Raw genomic sequence first — 15,856 nt, 5'->3', positions numbered from 1 at the left:
TATAATGTCGGTTGTGGCGCTATCACCTAAGGTTGGAGCGCCATCCTCTTCATTTTCGGCACATGATAAGATGCTCAGCTCGAATATAAGCCAGAGTCACGCTAATAGCACTTATCAAGGAGCCAGCGCTCACACTGCAGGCTCCGCAAAAATTGAAGCGAGTGGTGTCCATGAACTGCAGGTTACTGGAACTTCATCTGCTCCAGTTCAAGCCACGCCTATTACTTCATTAGCTGCTAACGTTTCCCAATCTCTCCACTTATCACCGAATGTGTCTTTTGCTGCCTCTAGTGCTGTTTCATCTGTACTTCCTGTACTGAATGGTGCAAGCCAAGCACTCGAGGTCGCTCCTTTTTCCGTACCAACGCCAAGGAGCAATCCTCAGGTAAATACGTTAAATGATCGAGCGAGCTTACATGCCGATGCGAGTTTTAGTTTGTTAACAGGACCAAGATCCATTTCTGGTGTACGCGGGGGACAGATTGCGACACCTATTTCTACTCAGGTATTTTCGCCTGTCGCGGGGACGAGTAATAGCGGACTTGGGGTTAACTCCTTGGCTACAATAAGTCCAAATATCAGCGTAACGAGCAATATTCCCGTTGATATTTTTACGCCTCTGAGTCCATCAATTGGCACGAGTGGTACTGATATTCCTGCTTTCAATCCATCCAATACGGGTGATATTTCTCCAATAATGCCTGATTTAGCTGCAGTGTTTGGACCACAAACTGTCTTTACTGGAGCTGCGTTAGTTGATCCCACTACGACCGATTCTGCAATCAACAGTTCTGTAAATAAGAGTGCTGTAAATAAGAATATAGCAACGAGTGCAGGGCCTGTTGGTCAGTCAAACTCTGCGCAAGCCGTAGATCAATCCTCTAGCAATGATGTTACTCAACCGACTGTGTTAGAACAATTTACTCAAGTTTTCGGTGAAGCTCAGGCTCAAGCTGGTCCTGTAGATGCTCCTGCGATAGCGTCTAATCCAGATGATAGTCAACAAGTCTTAGCTGCTGTCTTTGCCCCAAATGATAATCAGCTTGAAAAGCAAGTACAGGAAGAAGAATCGCAGAAACAGCAAATTGCAGCAGCGGAAGAGGCAAAGCAGCAATCACTGGTTCAGCAGGCTCAACAGCAACAGCAAGTCGATGAGCTTAAAACTCGAGATTCAGAGGTTAAAGCCCATGAGCATGCCCACGCAACCGTCGGAGGACAATACGCTCAGAGCCCGAGTTTTAAGTATGAAAAGGGCGCCGATGGCCAACGTTACGCCACCGATGGCGAAGTGCAGATTGATGTCTCTCCAGTGGGAGGCGACCCGCTTGCAACGATAAACAAAATGAAGCAAGTTTATGCCGCAGCAATGGCGCCTGTTGACCCGTCATCAGCGGATATCCGTGTTGCCGCGGAAGCCTTGCAAAAAATGAATGAAGCTAAGGTGATGCTGGCAGAGGAGCGACAAAAGCAAATTGTTGATTTGCAAACGACTCAAACATTAATAGACGCAGATGCACAAATCAAAGAGTTGCCACCGTTAGAAAAACATACACCTGTAGTGACGGGAGACGTTGATGAGTCCGGTAATATTGCTCAGCCCCAAGAGGCTGTATTCACCCCCGCCTCAACTGCGCTTGATAAGCTGAAACAAGCGATCGAGGCGCAAACGGCCAACACGAGAGTCATTGATACGGGTTCGAAAACCTCTTCTGATATCAGTGGCTCAGTCACTACATCGACCACAGTGGAAACGATTGAGCCACCGACCGCAACTTTAGCATTTGGAGAAGCTTCAACTTCAGCGGATTTAGCGACGGGTTTTATCTCAAGATCCGATAGTGCTGCAAGCCGTTATTATGCCGCGGTTGCACAAGCCAGTGCTGGACCTTCAGCTCGTGTCGATATGACGCAGCAAGCCAATATTCAGCCTTCGTATCTGGCATCTTCAAATGAGCTGCATAGCAATTTGCAATCTACGGATGTTTTGTCCGCAAATGATGTAAAGGAGCAGTCTTCAAATATCAGTGCTAGCGCGAATACGAATGTGTCTTTGCAGAGCGAGTTATATGTGGGAGATGACCTCTTGCAGGAGACAGGATTTATTCAGCCGCAATATTTGGGTTATCAACAAGCACGCTATATCGACTTTAGTGTGTAAGATTAGGTTTTAACTATTCCCGTGATTCGCTATCCATCATCTTTTTCGAAACAACCTCAGTACCACTAAGAACTAAGCATTTGATCAGCAGTTGGTACTGATCGTTTTGCTCACTCGAATTGATACCAATCACGTTAAATATCTAATCAGTTCAGAGCCTCACAGGTATTTCAATCCAAGGCGCATTGACGCAGAAATGGTTATTCCCTTTTAAGTCAATGCAACACGGGAGTGGGATGCCTGTGTGGCTCCCAAAGGGCAGCAGATGTTCACTACATTGCAACGCGCTTTATACTGCGTTTAAGGCTTTCGACAGAGCACCACTATGCCTTCAAGCCTTCGCCTTGTCTAAAGCGCGTTGAACTCCCGCTGAATGAACAGATATTTAATACGATTGGTATAACTCGTTTGGTATCTTGCTGTTAATGACTATTCGTCGTTTCAATTCCATGCTGTTTTAAAATCAAGGAAGCAAGCAGTTTTGATGCAGGCCCTTGTTGATCTCTTTTAGGGATAACTAAGCTCAACATGATGCGACGTTTTTGGCTGCCCTCAAGATGTAAACGTACTAGATTACCCGAAGCCAATTCTTCTTGGACTAAGAAAGAGGGGATCCAACAGAAACCAATACCTTGATTTAAAATGACTTTAGCTTCATGGAAGTTAGAGACTGTCCAGCGCTGCTCAGCTTTGAGCCAGCCGATATCAATGTTGGATTGCACGCCAGTATCTTTAATCACTAACTGTAAATATTGTGCTAATAGTTTATCGTCTTCAATTGTGCCTAAGTCAGCGAGTGGATGATTTGGATGACAGACGAGGTAGAGTTCTTGTTCACATAAGGGTTCGGATAAATACCCTTTAGGCGGCACCCCTGCACAGATAGCAATATCGACTTTACTCTGCAGAATGAGCTCTTGAGTACCGGTGATCACTGAGTCCAGCATGATGATTCGAGTGCCACGACTGTGGGGCAGAAACGCATTGAGGGCACACACTAAGCTTTCCATCGGATAGATAATTTCACGGGCAATCGTGAGTGTCGGCTCCCACCCTTGTTCAAGATTACTCGCAAGTTGTTCTAACTCGTTGACGGCTTGGGTGACATGCCGTGAGCGGCGCAGCAGCACTTCGCCCTGCGGGGTGAGATAGGCTTTACGGCCTTTGACTTCGAGTAGCTCGATACCTAACTGATGCTGTAATTTGGCAACGGCATGGTTAAGTGACGATTGACTCTTGTTGAGTTTTTCGGCCGCTTGGGCATAGCCGCCAAAATCGACCACCGCTTGCAAAATACGCCATTGTTCTAAGGTAGATTTAGCTCGAGTCATTATAATCTCAAAAAAACGATAGATTGAGGCTTATAGTGGCCACTTCTTACGACTTTTTCAATTAAATATCATAGAGTAAGTCATTCTCACGACATATAGATAGTTATGTCGCGCTAAGTTATTAAGGTGATAGAGAGGCGAATCATGACGATTAGCTGTGTTTGCGCCCGAGCGAGTCACAAACACATCCTAAGCATTAACACTTAAAACGCACAAGAACCTGTTGCGTCGAAAGCTTGATTGTTGGAATTGTCAGCATGTTCTGAAGCGGCGCTATTTGAAATTCTTTGGATCAGTGCAGCACTATCAACGGGGGCGCCAATGACCGCTTTTAATTGGTCACTTAAGCTCAAAGCGTCTTCATTGATGACTAATACATTGAATAATTTGAGTTTGTCGTGGCAGTTGAATGTGGATTGAGCTATCAGCTGGGCTAGCGATGCTTGCCAGAGTGATTGGTAGTAGAGCGGTCCTTCGTTGGCGATAGCATTGAAGCTATAAGGATAATCCTGTGTTTGTGGCCAGTCTTGACCAAAGCTCGCATTAAACTCCGCACCGAGATCCGGATAGACTTGTGCACTTGAGTTTTGGTAAAAGTTGACTGCAACTTTAGCGCGAAAGACTTTAAGCTGCTTCGAATAAGCTTTAGCCAGTGTTTCACGCTCCTGTAAATAGGTGTGCTCAAATTGCGGAAATAGTTGATGGCGCAGCACTTCAGCTAACCAAAGACTCGCCACAAAATAGCTATCTTGACTCTGTCCCATGGCATTGTTGAGGTAGAAATGACTCGCTTTAGCAAGGGAAGTGACAGCCTCTGCGATAGACTCGGTTAATTGCTCAATGTCTTTGTAGTTACTCAGCTGTGGCTTGAGATCTAAAGCTTGTTGTCCAAATTGCTGGCCGAGTACACTTTGGCGCAATGTCTGCTGTTGACTACCTTGCTGTGGATTTGGGTTGTACGCCACATAGATTTCACCTAACAATCTTTGCTGGTGGTAGACCCTGACGATATGTGGCCGATTGGGATCGGCAGGTATTTTATCGACCTTAGCGGTTTCTATGGTCTCAAAGTGTAAACCAAACACTTGCAGATAAGTAAAGCTGTGACTCAAGACGTCAGAAGTTTGCCATGTCGGCCCCTTGGCTGATGCTTGTTGTGACAGGGTTCGCCCAATATCCCAGGGAGCCACTTGCAGATCTTGGGTTTGGCTATCGAGAAAGGCTTTGACTAATTCAGGGGACGATAACTGCTGCGAACTAAGCACTAATGCGCTGTAATCGGTAAAGCCTGCAGCAGTGGCGGCTTGTTGGCGCTGCTCAGCAATTCGCTGTAATGCCGTTTGATTGGTTTCACTGGCTCTGGCTTGGTAGGCCTGCCATACATTTTGGCGACATACGGCGTTTTCTTGCGCTAGTAAGTAACTGGCGATAGTGCCAGAAAAGTCGCTCTGCTTTGAACTGTCGGGCTTCGGCTCATCACTTCTATCACCTTTTTTATGCAGATGATGTTGTTGCTGAGTCGCTTCGGGTTGGCATTGGCTGTCATTGAAGGCAAGACTAAATTGTTGACTGCCTAACCCTTGGCCTATGCTGGCTTGTGCAGTATGTAATTTCGCTTTCTCCTCGGCGCGCCAATGTTGTTGTAGCAATTGTTTAAGCTGTTGGCTCAGTAGTATTTGTTCTGCATTGCCTTGGGCTAAGGCATAGGCGAGTTGGCTCAATTCAGTTTGGCGGAGAAGTTGCGACAGGGTGTCGGCGAGGTGTAACTGGCATTGCAGTAAACCCTCGCGTTCCTCACTTGGTAAGTTAAACCCACGGTAATAGTTGAGTCTGTCGTTGATATTATTAAGCCCTAACATCTGTTGCTCAAAAATAAGTGCGCGCTGGGCCAAGGTTAATTCAGACGCAGTTAAACGCGCATTGGCGAACACAGTCGCGAGATTAATACTTGGCAAACACAGGCATTGTTCAACTAAAAGGGGAACAGGGCTTGGCGCCGCATAGGCGGCATTCGTAACATAAAGGCTCAAGCCAAACAGGCTAACCAGTAAAGTGGGTTTTAACATGGGTTATGTGTTCTGCATCTGTGATGGAATGAGTTAACTTTGACTTAGTATCCAATTGAGTTAGCTTCAAGTCATTGTTATGCATGAAACCCTGTTCTGTTCTGGATGTCAACGATAAGGGTGGGAGTCGTAAATGTATTGCTATTCAAGGAAGGAGTTACAATGAGCAGCTGAACACTTACATATTCCAGATGAACTAGATGAATGGTGATCTTTCGGCTTTTGATATCAGCCATTACTAACTCAAACCTTGAGGACGCAATGACTGATATCCGCTTACTTCAGACTGAAAAGGTTAGTTTAAATCCTGATTAGGTTGATTTTTCACTGCGATAATCGTGGCGCGTTTGGGCGCAGGATAACCTTCAACCGTTTTGGTGATGTCGTTAGGATCTAGGTATTCAACCAGTGATTCGTTGGGCATCCAGTCGGTACGGCGTTGCTCGGCAAGGGCTGTGACATCGGTATCGACACAACGGATATCAGTGAAATCACACTTCTTTAACCAGAGCATGAGCGCGGCAACAGATGGAATAAACCATACATTATTCATTTTGCCATATCTATCTTGAGGCACGAGTACGGCGTTTTCATCACCATCTATCACTAAGGTTTCTAGCACGAGCTCACCACCGGTGCGCAATTGATCACGCAGCTGTAACAAGTGATCGATAGGCGAACGTCTGTGATATAAAACGCCCATGGAGAAAACCGTGTCAAATGCATCGAGCGGTGGCAGCTCTTCAATACCCAATGGTAACAGGTGTACAGGGTGATGTGTGCCCGCTAAACGTTTGACGGCTTCAAACTGACATAAAAACAATGGCGAAGGGTCGATACCGACGACACGTTTGGCACCTGAGCCCAACATGCGCCACATGTGATAACCACTGCCACAACCGACATCGAGCACAGTGCGGTTTTTAAGCGGCGAAATATGTTGCTTAACGCGGTCCCATTTCCAGTCACTGCGCCATTCGGTATCGATATGGATGCCATGAATGTGGAAGGGGCCTTTACGCCATGGCATAAACAGACGTAGTAGGTTTTCAAGCTTCTCTTTTTCACCAGGGCTGAGTTGCTCACCGCTACCGACGGTCACTCTATCGATAAAATCTATTTGATCTGGTGCAGGATAGTGCAGCTTGTTGAGCACTTTTTCCCACTTTGGCAGGTTGCCGTGTTTATGATCCCGTTGCCACTTGCCTAAAATGCTCGGCAGGGTTTCGAGCCAGTGTTGTAGATTTGAATCGGCGATTTGTTGGTAAAACGAGCTAAAGCTGATCACTTGATGGCCACCATAGAAGCAAAGTTAAAGCATTGGAACCAGAGACTAAAATGACTAAAGCCTTGGCTGGTGAGTCGTTGTTGATGCGTGGTTAAGGTGTCTGGCTTCATGACATTTTCCAGCGCACTGCGTTTTTGGCTGATCTCAAGTTCGCTGTAACCATTAGCGCGTTTAAAGTCCAAATGTTGCTCTTCCAATAAGGTTTGGATAGGAGCATCTTCGAAGCGAATTTTTTCTGACAGCACTAATATCCCGCCGGGATTCAGACCTTGATAAATCTTTGCTATCAGGGTTTCTCTGTCTTCTGGCGGTAAAAACTGCAATGTAAAATTGAGTACCACCAATGACGCATTTTGAATATCGATATCGCGAATATCACCGCAAACCAGATCGACATCCGTATCGCTGACATAGGCATTCAGGTTCTCTTGGCAGCGTGCGACCATAGATTCACTGTTATCTACAGCAATAATGCGACATTGGCGGCCTTGGATTTGGCGACGAATACTTAAGGTCGCGGCACCGAGTGAGCAACCCAAATCGTAAATTTGAGTATTTGGCATGACGAAACGATCTGCAAAATCGCCTATGGTATTGATAATTTGCGTATATCCAGGCACTGAGCGGCGGATCATGTCACTGAATACGCCTGCTACACGGTTATCAAACTGGAAATCGCTAATATGCTCGCTCGCTTGAGCGTAGATAGTGTCTTGAGAAACGTTCATCTGAGATTTTTCATGGGAATTCAACTGTGCATTTTAACGAATCAGAGCGATTAGCAGCAAGTCTCATGCTAGTAATTTGCGATAAATTTTTGTCTAATACTTAATAGATAACAAAATCGTTACATGTACATCAAGTACTAAGGGCTCAACTTGAAGTTTGTGATCCACTTAATTGTGATCTTGTGCAGCTGTTTTTTGAGTATAACGGGGCAGGCAAGTCCGTTGTCCTCTGAGCCATTAATCATCGTTATGGGTGAGGATAGCTTTCCCTATCAATATGTCGACAACGATGGCGAGCCGACTGGATTACTGGTTGATTTATGGAAAGAGTGGGCTAAACAAAGCCATACCCAAGTGGTTTTTGTGGTGCGCCACTGGCATGAGTCCCTTGATCAACTGCGGCAAGGTAAGGCGCAAGTGCATATCGGCATGGGGAAAACCCCAGAGCGAGAGCAAGAATTTGATTTTGCAGTGCCCATTGCTGATGTGGGCACTTTTTTGTATTTGCATAAATCCTTGCAGGGCAAAAAATCCATCAAAGAACTGATCCCCTTTCAAATTGGTGTGGTAGCGGCTTCATCCCATGAAGCGGAATTACACCGTATCGAACCGCAGCTTGTGTTTAAACGCTACGAAAGTCGTGAGAAATTATTGGCAGGGGTCGCCGCGGGCGAGATCGTAGTCTTTGCGGGGTTAGAAGGCTATTTAAAAGATCCCGACTCATCCCAAGAGATTGCCGCAAACTTTCCCAATACTGCCCGCCTTCAAATTAAGGCGATGCAGTTTGTACCCGCAGTTCAAAAGGGCAATCTTGCATTAGTCGATAAGATCAATAAAGGTTTCACTGCGCTCGATGTGCACTTTATTCAGCAAACGGAGCGACGTTGGCTTGGCTATCAACGTCAACAAGCTGGACTCGTTATTTCGATGCAACTGGGCGTCGAGCCTTTTGTGGACTTAGGGGTCGATGGTTTACCCCATGGTTTGTATGTGGACATGTGGCAGCTTTGGTCTGAGAAAACGGGTATTGCCGTTGATTTTATTTCTGGTGATATGAACTCCAGCGTGGATGATGTTCGTCGCGGTCTCGCCGATGCCCACATAGGTTATCCTGAAAGTGATGATGTTAAAACGGGCCTTACTCAGGCTTGGCATTTATATACGGTGAAGAGTCGACTCTTTCTCTATCAGCAACAGTTAATCGATTTAGACAGCTTAAAAGGTAAACGTATTGGTGTGGTGCCGACAGCGCCTTATTTGGTGGATTTGCGTAAAGCATTACCCCAAGTGTCACTGCGTTATTACGACAGTATGGATGCCATGGTGGCGGGTGCGAGGTCTGGAGAAGTTGTCGGTTTTATCGCCGCGGGTGCATGGACATCCCATTATTTACTGCTCAATAAAGGCTGGTCTGACTTTAGCCAGTATCCTGATCTCGAATTTAGCACCAACATTTATGTGCTGACCCGTAGCGATGATGCTGGCCTTACACAGAGGATAGCCAATGGGTTTAACAATATTAGCAATCAAGAATTTGCTGAGATTGAACATAAATGGATGCTCAATCCTAAAGATCATGTTTTTACCCAAGCTGAGCGCCATGTCAGCCTAAGCCCAGCAGAACAGGCCTATGTGGAAAGTGTAGGCGAACTCAAAGTCGGTTATTTAAAGCAATGGCCACCGATGGAGTTTATGGATGAGCAGGGTGAGTTTGCGGGGATCAATAGCGATATCGTCAAATTGCTCAAGGAACAACTCAAACTTAAGCTCACGCCCGTTGCCTTTGATGATTGGCATTCGTTAATCGAGGCGTTGCAAAAGGGCGAGGTGAGTTTAGCCGGCAGTGTCGCGCAAACGGCGGAGCGCCAGCAGCGTTTAGCGTTTAGTGAAGCCTATTGGCCATCGCCGTGGGCCTTAGTGTCGCAACTGGAACAAGTCTCGGTTTTTAATATTGCTCAGCTCGCAGGTCAAAGGGTGGCTGTGGTTGAGGGATATCATTTAGTGGCGCAATTGATGAGTCTGGAGCCTTCACTCAAGTTAGTCATAGTGCCAAATACGCAGGCCGGATTAGCGGCGGTGACGAATGGCAATGCGGATGTGTTTATCGATAAAGTGGTGACTTTAGCTTCTGAGCTTAAAACCAGCCACTATCCGACACTGAAAATGTCGCTGCTCAGTGATCTCGCTGATCAACACAGTCATATTGGTGTTTATCCTCAATTTGCGCCGCTGGTGCCGCTGATTAATAAAGCTTTGGCTTTGGTTGATGCTCAACACCAGCAAAAAATATATACGCGCTGGGTGTCATTTTCTGTGGCGACAGAGAGTGCTAAATATCTGCAATGGCTGCGTTATATCGTGTTTGGCGTGATAATCTTGTGCTTAGTGATTGTAGCGGTGTTGTTAGTGAATCGCCGCTTAAATCGTGAGATCACCCAGCGATTGGTGGCAGAAAAACGTTTGCTGCATGTGGCTAATCATGATGCTTTAACTCAGTTGCCCAATCGTGCCTTACTTGATGACAGACTAACCCAAGCTTTGCTATCTCATCGCAGAGAACAGGCACATTTCGCTTTGTTATTCATCGATCTCGATGGTTTTAAACAAATCAATGACCAACATGGTCATCCCATTGGCGATGAATTACTGGTACTGGTCGCCCAAAAGTTAACCAAGGTTATCCGTAGATCAGATACCGTTGCGCGATTTGGCGGCGATGAGTTTGTTATCCTGCTAAATCGTGTGCAAGATCTCGATGCCGTTACCCAAGTTGCTGATAATATTCTACAGGCACTGTCGAGCCCTTTGCTTATTCAAGGCGTCAGTGTCAGCATAGCCGTTAGTATCGGCGTAGTGATTTACCCCCGCGATGGCGACACCGCGATAGGTTTGTTGAAAAAAGCCGATCAGCTGATGTACCAAGCAAAAAGTAGCGGCGGGTGTTGTTATCGCTCAGCTTGATGTTTTTTTGAACGCTCATGCTCAGATAGTGCGTTCGCCTCTAGTCAAGGGCGTAAAACTGTTTGATACTTCACCGCCTAAGTGTGAAGTACTTTGGTAATCGGCATTATTTTACTATAATGCCGCTTTTATCTCGTTTTGATTATTTCCAAAGCACCGGTTTCCGGATAAAGGATAGAGTTAGATGCGCAGTCATTATTGTGGAGACGTCAATAAGTCTCACGTTGGACAAGAAGTTACCTTGGTAGGTTGGGTTAATCGTAGCCGTGATTTGGGTGGCGTTGTCTTTTTAGATTTAAGAGACAGAGAAGGTCTCATCCAAGTGGTCTATGATCCAGACTTACCTGAGGTGTTCAATGTCGCTAGCACGCTGCGCGCCGAATTTTGCGTTCAGGTCAAAGGCTTAGTTCGTGCCCGTCCTGATAGCCAAGTCAATGGTCAAATGAAGACGGGTGAGATTGAAGTCTTAGGTCAAGCCTTGACGATTATCAATGCTGCCGATCCACTGCCATTGAGCATGGATAACTACCAGAACAACAGCGAAGAGCAACGTCTTAAGTATCGTTACTTAGATTTACGTCGTCCAGAAATGGCGCAGCGATTAATTTTCCGCGCTAAAGTGACCAGTTCTGTGCGTCGTTTCCTCGATTCAAACGGTTTCTTAGACATAGAAACACCGATCCTGACCAAGGCAACCCCAGAAGGTGCCCGCGATTATTTAGTACCAAGCCGTACTTATAAAGGTCAGTTCTTTGCCTTGCCACAATCACCACAGCTGTTTAAACAGTTGCTGATGATGTCAGGCTTTGATCGTTACTATCAAATCGTAAAATGCTTCCGTGATGAAGACTTACGTGCCGACCGTCAGCCAGAATTCACCCAAATCGATATCGAAACGTCTTTCATGAGCTCTGAGCAAGTGATGGCGAAAACCGAAGAGATGATGCGTGGTCTGTTCCTTGAAATGCTGAACGTCGATCTCGGCGAGTTCCCGCGCATGACCTACAACGAAGCGATGCGTCGTTTTGGTTCAGATAAGCCAGATTTACGTAACCCATTAGAGCTGGTGGACATTGCCGATTTACTCAAAGAAGTGGAATTTGCGGTATTCTCTGGTCCTGCGAACGATGAAGAAGGTCGTGTTGCTGCACTGCGTATTCCGGGCGGCGCTGCACTGTCTCGTAAGCAAATCGATGATTACACTAAGTTTGTTGGCATCTATGGCGCTAAAGGCTTAGCGTGGATGAAGATTAATGATCTAAGCCTTGGCTTAGAAGGCATTCAATCACCTGTGCTGAAATTCTTAAACGAAAGCATAGTGAATGAAATCGTGAGCCGCACTGGCGCGCAAACTGGTGACATTATCCTGTTTGGTGCAGATCAGGCGACTGTGGTTGCCGAATCTATGGGCGCACTGCGTCTTAAAGCGGGCGAAGATTTCAGCTTATTACAAGGTGAATGGCGTCCACTGTGGGTAGTTGACTTCCCAATGTTTGAGAAAATCAACGGCAACTTCCACGCGGTTCACCATCCGTTCACCGCACCGCGTGGTGTAACGGCAGCTGAACTTGAAGCTAACCCAGCAAATCGCGTTTCTGATGCTTACGATATGGTATTAAACGGCTGCGAATTAGGCGGTGGTTCGGTGCGTATCCACAACCAAGAAATGCAGTCTGCGGTATTCCGTATTCTGGGTATTACTGACGATGAAGCTAAAGAGAAATTCGGCTTCCTGTTAGAAGCGCTGCGTTACGGCACACCGCCACATGCTGGTTTAGCGTTTGGTTTAGACCGCATCATCATGCTGATGACGGGCGCAAGCTCAATCCGCGATGTGATGGCGTTTCCGAAAACCACCACTGCCGCTTGTCCGCTGACTAACGCGCCTGGTTTTGCCAATCCGCAGCAATTAGCTGAACTTGGTATTGCCGTGGTTGAGAAAGCTGTTAAAGCGGAAGACTGATCTTTTGTAAATCGACCTTATTCAAATCGACATTATGTAAATCGTTTTAGTGTAAGTCGATTGACGTTAGCCTTGTCAGTTATTTTTTGTCGTACCGAAAACCGAGGCATGAGCCTCGGTTTGTTTTAGTGAACCGTCATTCCACCGCTTATCAATATCTGTTAGTTCAATCCTTTAAGTAAATAGCCGTTATTTAGTCTCATTCCACCTTCGGCTCTTGATAAGCTTTGCGATGGCACCTAGATGATACCTAAGTAGAGGAGACTTCCCATGGCAGGTCACAGTAAATGGGCCAACATTAAGCACCGTAAAGCGGCTCAAGATGCTAAACGCGGTAAACTCTTTACTAAATTCATTCGCGAGTTAACCGTTGCAGCCCGTGAAGGTGGCTCAGATCCCGACTCTAATCCACGATTACGTGTCGCCATCGATAAAGCCCTCGGTGGTAATATGACCCGAGACACGGTTGAGCGTGCGATTAAACGCGGCGCCGGTGAATTAGAAGGCCAGCAACTCGAAACCATTCTCTATGAAGGTTATGGCCCAGGCGGCACCGCTGTGATGGTTGAAACCATGACGGACAATCGTAATCGTACTGTGAGTGGTGTACGTAATGCGTTTAGTAAATCGGGCGGTAACTTAGGCACGGATGGTTCTGTGTCTTATCTGTTCACTAAGCGTGGAGTGTTATCCTATGCGCCGGGAACCGATGAAGATGCATTAATGGAAGCGGCGCTTGAAGCGGGCGCGGAAGATATTGTCAGCTATGATGATGGTGCTGTGGATGTGTTTACCGATCCTGTTGATTTCTATACGGTGAAAGAGGCGCTCGATAAAGCCCATTTTGTGGCGGATAATGCCGAAATCGCGATGATAGCCTCGACGAAAGCTGAGCTTGATCTAGAAACCGCCGAAAAATTTATGCGCCTTATCGACACCCTTGAAGATCACGATGATGTGCAAGAGGTGTATCATAATGCGGAAATCTCCGATGATGTGATGGCAAGCCTAGGCTAGATTGACTGTTAGCTGAATTAGGGCGTCAATTGATGCCAATTTTAGCTCGCAAACGCTAACGTAGGAACAGGGACGCAAATGTAGATCCCCTATAAGGTATTTAATGGCAATTATTTTAGGTGTTGACCCAGGTTCACGGATCACAGGCTACGGCGTGATCCAATGTCAGGGACGGCATCAGATTTATCTCGGCAGTGGTTGTATTCGCACTTCGTCTGAAGAACTGCCTGGCAGGCTCAAGCAAATATTTGATGGGATCACTGAGATTATTCGTCAGTATCAACCGGACGAATTTGCGATTGAGCGCGTATTTATGGCAAAAAATGCCGATTCTGCGCTCAAGTTAGGCCAAGCACGCGGCGCAGCCATTGTTGCTGCCACAGTCGCCAATTTACCTGTGGCCGAATACAGTGCGACTCAAATTAAGAGCGCCGTCGTGGGTACGGGGCGAGCACAGAAAGCCCAAGTACAACACATGATCCAACAACTACTTAAATTACCCGCAGCCCCACAAGCTGACGCCGCAGATGCACTCGGTGTTGCTGTGTGTCATTATCACACCAGCCAGAGTTTAATTGCATTGAGCGGCCGGGCAACGGCAAGAACATACGGACGGTACAGATGATAGGTCGTTTACGGGGCGTGCTCGTTGAGAAACAAGCACCAGAAATTTTGATCGATGTTAACGGTGTTGGTTACGAGTTGCAGATGCCGCTTACTAGCTTTTATGAGCTGCCTGAAGTTAATCATGAAACTATGGTCTACACCCACTTTGTGGTACGTGAAGATGCACAGCTACTCTATGGTTTTATCACTAAGCAGGAAAGGGCGTTATTTCGCTTACTGATCAAGACCAATGGCGTCGGTCCTAAGCTTGCACTGACCATTTTATCAGGCATGACAGCCGCAGAATTTGTGGGCTGCGTTGAGCGCGATGACATAGTGACCTTAGTGAAATTACCTGGTGTTGGTAAGAAGACCGCCGAGCGGTTACTGGTAGAAATGCGCGATAAGCTCAAGAGCTTGATGGAAGCCTCAGCAGGCTCAGAGCGTGAGTTCGTGCTGCAATCCAATTACTCACCCGCGCCGACAGTCAATAGCGCCGAAGAAGATGCTATTTCAGCTTTAATTTCACTGGGTTATAAACCACCGCAGGCGAGCAAATCGGTTTCTGCAGCCTACAAAGAGGGCATGGATTCAGAAACTCTGATCAAAGCCGCCCTTAAATCGATGCTTTAATTGAACAATGATGATAATTAAGATGAAAGCTGCGATAAGGAATAATAATGATTGAGGCAGACAGACTCATCCAGCCGCAGATCCAAGCTCAAGATGAATCCATCGACAGGGCGATGCGCCCTAAAATGCTCGATGAATACACGGGTCAAGATGACACTCGGGCACAGCTTAAGGTGTTTATTCAAGCGGCAAAGAATCGTAATGAAGCCTTAGATCATATGTTGATTTACGGTCCGCCGGGATTGGGTAAAACCACCTTAGCCATGATTGTGGCGAACGAGATGGGGGTGAACATTAAATCCACCTCGGGGCCTGTGCTGGAAAAAGCGGGCGATCTCGCCGCACTTTTGACCAATCTCGAATCCGGTGATGTGTTATTCATCGATGAAATCCACCGATTAAGCCCAGTGGTAGAAGAGATTTTGTATCCAGCGATGGAAGATTACCAGCTGGATATCATGATAGGTGAAGGGCCAGCGGCACGTTCTATCAAGCTTGATTTACCACCGTTTACTCTAGTGGGCGCGACAACACGGGCAGGGGCTTTGACTTCACCACTTCGGGCGCGTTTTGGGATCCCGCTACGGCTTGAATTCTATAACATCAAAGATTTAAGCACCATAGTCACGCGTTCGGCGCAGGTGATGGAACTGGATATTGATGCTGAAGGTGCATTTGAAATCGCACGCCGTTCACGTGGTACACCGCGGATAGCTAACCGACTGCTTCGCCGCGTGCGGGATTACGCGCAGGTGAAGCATGATGGCGCTGTCACTAAGTTTGTTGCCGATCATGCACTAGACTTGCTGGATGTCGATAATGAAGGTTTCGATTACATGGACCGCAAGTTACTACTCGCCATTATCGATAAGTTTATGGGTGGCCCAGTTGGACTCGATAACTTAGCAGCAGCCATAGGTGAAGAACGCGAAACCATTGAAGATGTGCTAGAGCCATTTTTGATCCAGCAAGGCTTTATCCAACGCACGCCCCGCGGCCGTATTGCAACCGCACGGGCATATCAACATTTTGAGTTGATCAAACCCGAGTAAATATCAGTTTGATGATTTATATGATTAAGAGGCGACCTGAGAGTCGCCTTTTT

General features: G+C 46.7%; 11 protein-coding genes. 7 read left to right on the top strand and 4 right to left on the bottom strand.

Annotation, left to right across the window (positions count from 1 at the left end; all coding sequences use genetic code 11):
• The first annotated feature begins 4 nt into the window (after nucleotides 1-4).
• The gene (locus CKQ84_RS20515; RefSeq protein WP_105252573.1) at nucleotides 5-2,158 is read left to right on the top strand and encodes a putative metalloprotease CJM1_0395 family protein; all 2,154 of its coding nucleotides are present in this window, start codon (nucleotides 5-7) and stop codon (nucleotides 2,156-2,158) included.
• 422 nt (nucleotides 2,159-2,580) lie between these two features.
• Here CKQ84_RS20515 and CKQ84_RS20505 read toward each other — a convergent pair whose 3' ends face one another.
• The 4 genes from CKQ84_RS20505 to cmoA form a co-directional block, all read right to left on the bottom strand.
• Entirely contained in the window at nucleotides 2,581-3,489 is a 909-nt protein-coding gene (locus CKQ84_RS20505; RefSeq protein ID WP_105252571.1) for a LysR family transcriptional regulator, read from the bottom strand.
• A 203-nt stretch (nucleotides 3,490-3,692) separates the two neighbouring features.
• Complete coding sequence (locus CKQ84_RS20500) at nucleotides 3,693-5,555, bottom strand: M3 family metallopeptidase (protein WP_105252570.1); 1,863 nt, start codon at nucleotides 5,553-5,555, stop codon at nucleotides 3,693-3,695.
• A 295-nt stretch (nucleotides 5,556-5,850) separates the two neighbouring features.
• A complete protein-coding gene (cmoB, locus tag CKQ84_RS20495) occupies nucleotides 5,851-6,843 on the bottom strand; it encodes a tRNA 5-methoxyuridine(34)/uridine 5-oxyacetic acid(34) synthase CmoB (RefSeq protein ID WP_105252569.1) in 993 nt (330 codons plus the stop codon).
• The gene (cmoA, locus tag CKQ84_RS20490) at nucleotides 6,840-7,571 is read right to left on the bottom strand and encodes a carboxy-S-adenosyl-L-methionine synthase CmoA (RefSeq protein WP_006081747.1); all 732 of its coding nucleotides are present in this window, start codon (nucleotides 7,569-7,571) and stop codon (nucleotides 6,840-6,842) included. Before cmoA ends, cmoB begins: the two co-directional genes overlap by 4 nt.
• Nucleotides 7,572-7,721: 150 nt before the next feature.
• On the opposite strand from cmoA, the gene CKQ84_RS20485 reads away from it, so the two are divergent.
• The 6 genes from CKQ84_RS20485 (at nucleotide 7,722) to ruvB (ending at nucleotide 15,803) form a co-directional block, all read left to right on the top strand.
• Nucleotides 7,722-10,532, top strand: coding sequence for a transporter substrate-binding domain-containing protein (locus CKQ84_RS20485; protein ID WP_105252568.1), 2,811 nt, complete (start codon nucleotides 7,722-7,724; stop codon nucleotides 10,530-10,532).
• Nucleotides 10,533-10,716: 184 nt separating this feature from the next.
• Nucleotides 10,717-12,495: an aspartate--tRNA ligase gene (gene aspS, locus CKQ84_RS20480; protein ID WP_028759851.1), complete on the top strand. Its 1,779-nt coding sequence runs from the start codon at nucleotides 10,717-10,719 to the stop codon at nucleotides 12,493-12,495.
• A 270-nt stretch (nucleotides 12,496-12,765) separates the two neighbouring features.
• A complete protein-coding gene (locus CKQ84_RS20475) occupies nucleotides 12,766-13,512 on the top strand; it encodes a YebC/PmpR family DNA-binding transcriptional regulator (protein ID WP_105252567.1) in 747 nt (248 codons plus the stop codon).
• A 103-nt stretch (nucleotides 13,513-13,615) separates the two neighbouring features.
• A complete protein-coding gene (gene ruvC / locus CKQ84_RS20470) occupies nucleotides 13,616-14,137 on the top strand; it encodes a crossover junction endodeoxyribonuclease RuvC (RefSeq protein ID WP_006081743.1) in 522 nt (173 codons plus the stop codon).
• Nucleotides 14,134-14,751 carry a Holliday junction branch migration protein RuvA gene (gene ruvA / locus CKQ84_RS20465; protein WP_028759853.1) on the top strand — a complete coding sequence of 206 codons (618 nt, stop codon included), beginning with the start codon at nucleotides 14,134-14,136 and terminating at the stop codon, nucleotides 14,749-14,751. Before ruvC ends, ruvA begins: the two co-directional genes overlap by 4 nt.
• Before the next feature lie 47 nt (nucleotides 14,752-14,798).
• On the top strand, nucleotides 14,799-15,803 hold the full coding sequence (gene ruvB / locus CKQ84_RS20460) for a Holliday junction branch migration DNA helicase RuvB (protein ID WP_028759854.1): 1,005 nt from the start codon (nucleotides 14,799-14,801) through the stop codon (nucleotides 15,801-15,803).
• Nucleotides 15,804-15,856 lie beyond the last annotated feature (53 nt).

Source organism: Shewanella sp. WE21 (assembly GCF_002966515.1).
GTDB lineage: Bacteria > Pseudomonadota > Gammaproteobacteria > Enterobacterales > Shewanellaceae > Shewanella > Shewanella oncorhynchi.
The sequence above is the reverse complement of the archived record's forward strand: the minus strand, read 5'-3'. Positions and strand labels throughout refer to the sequence as shown.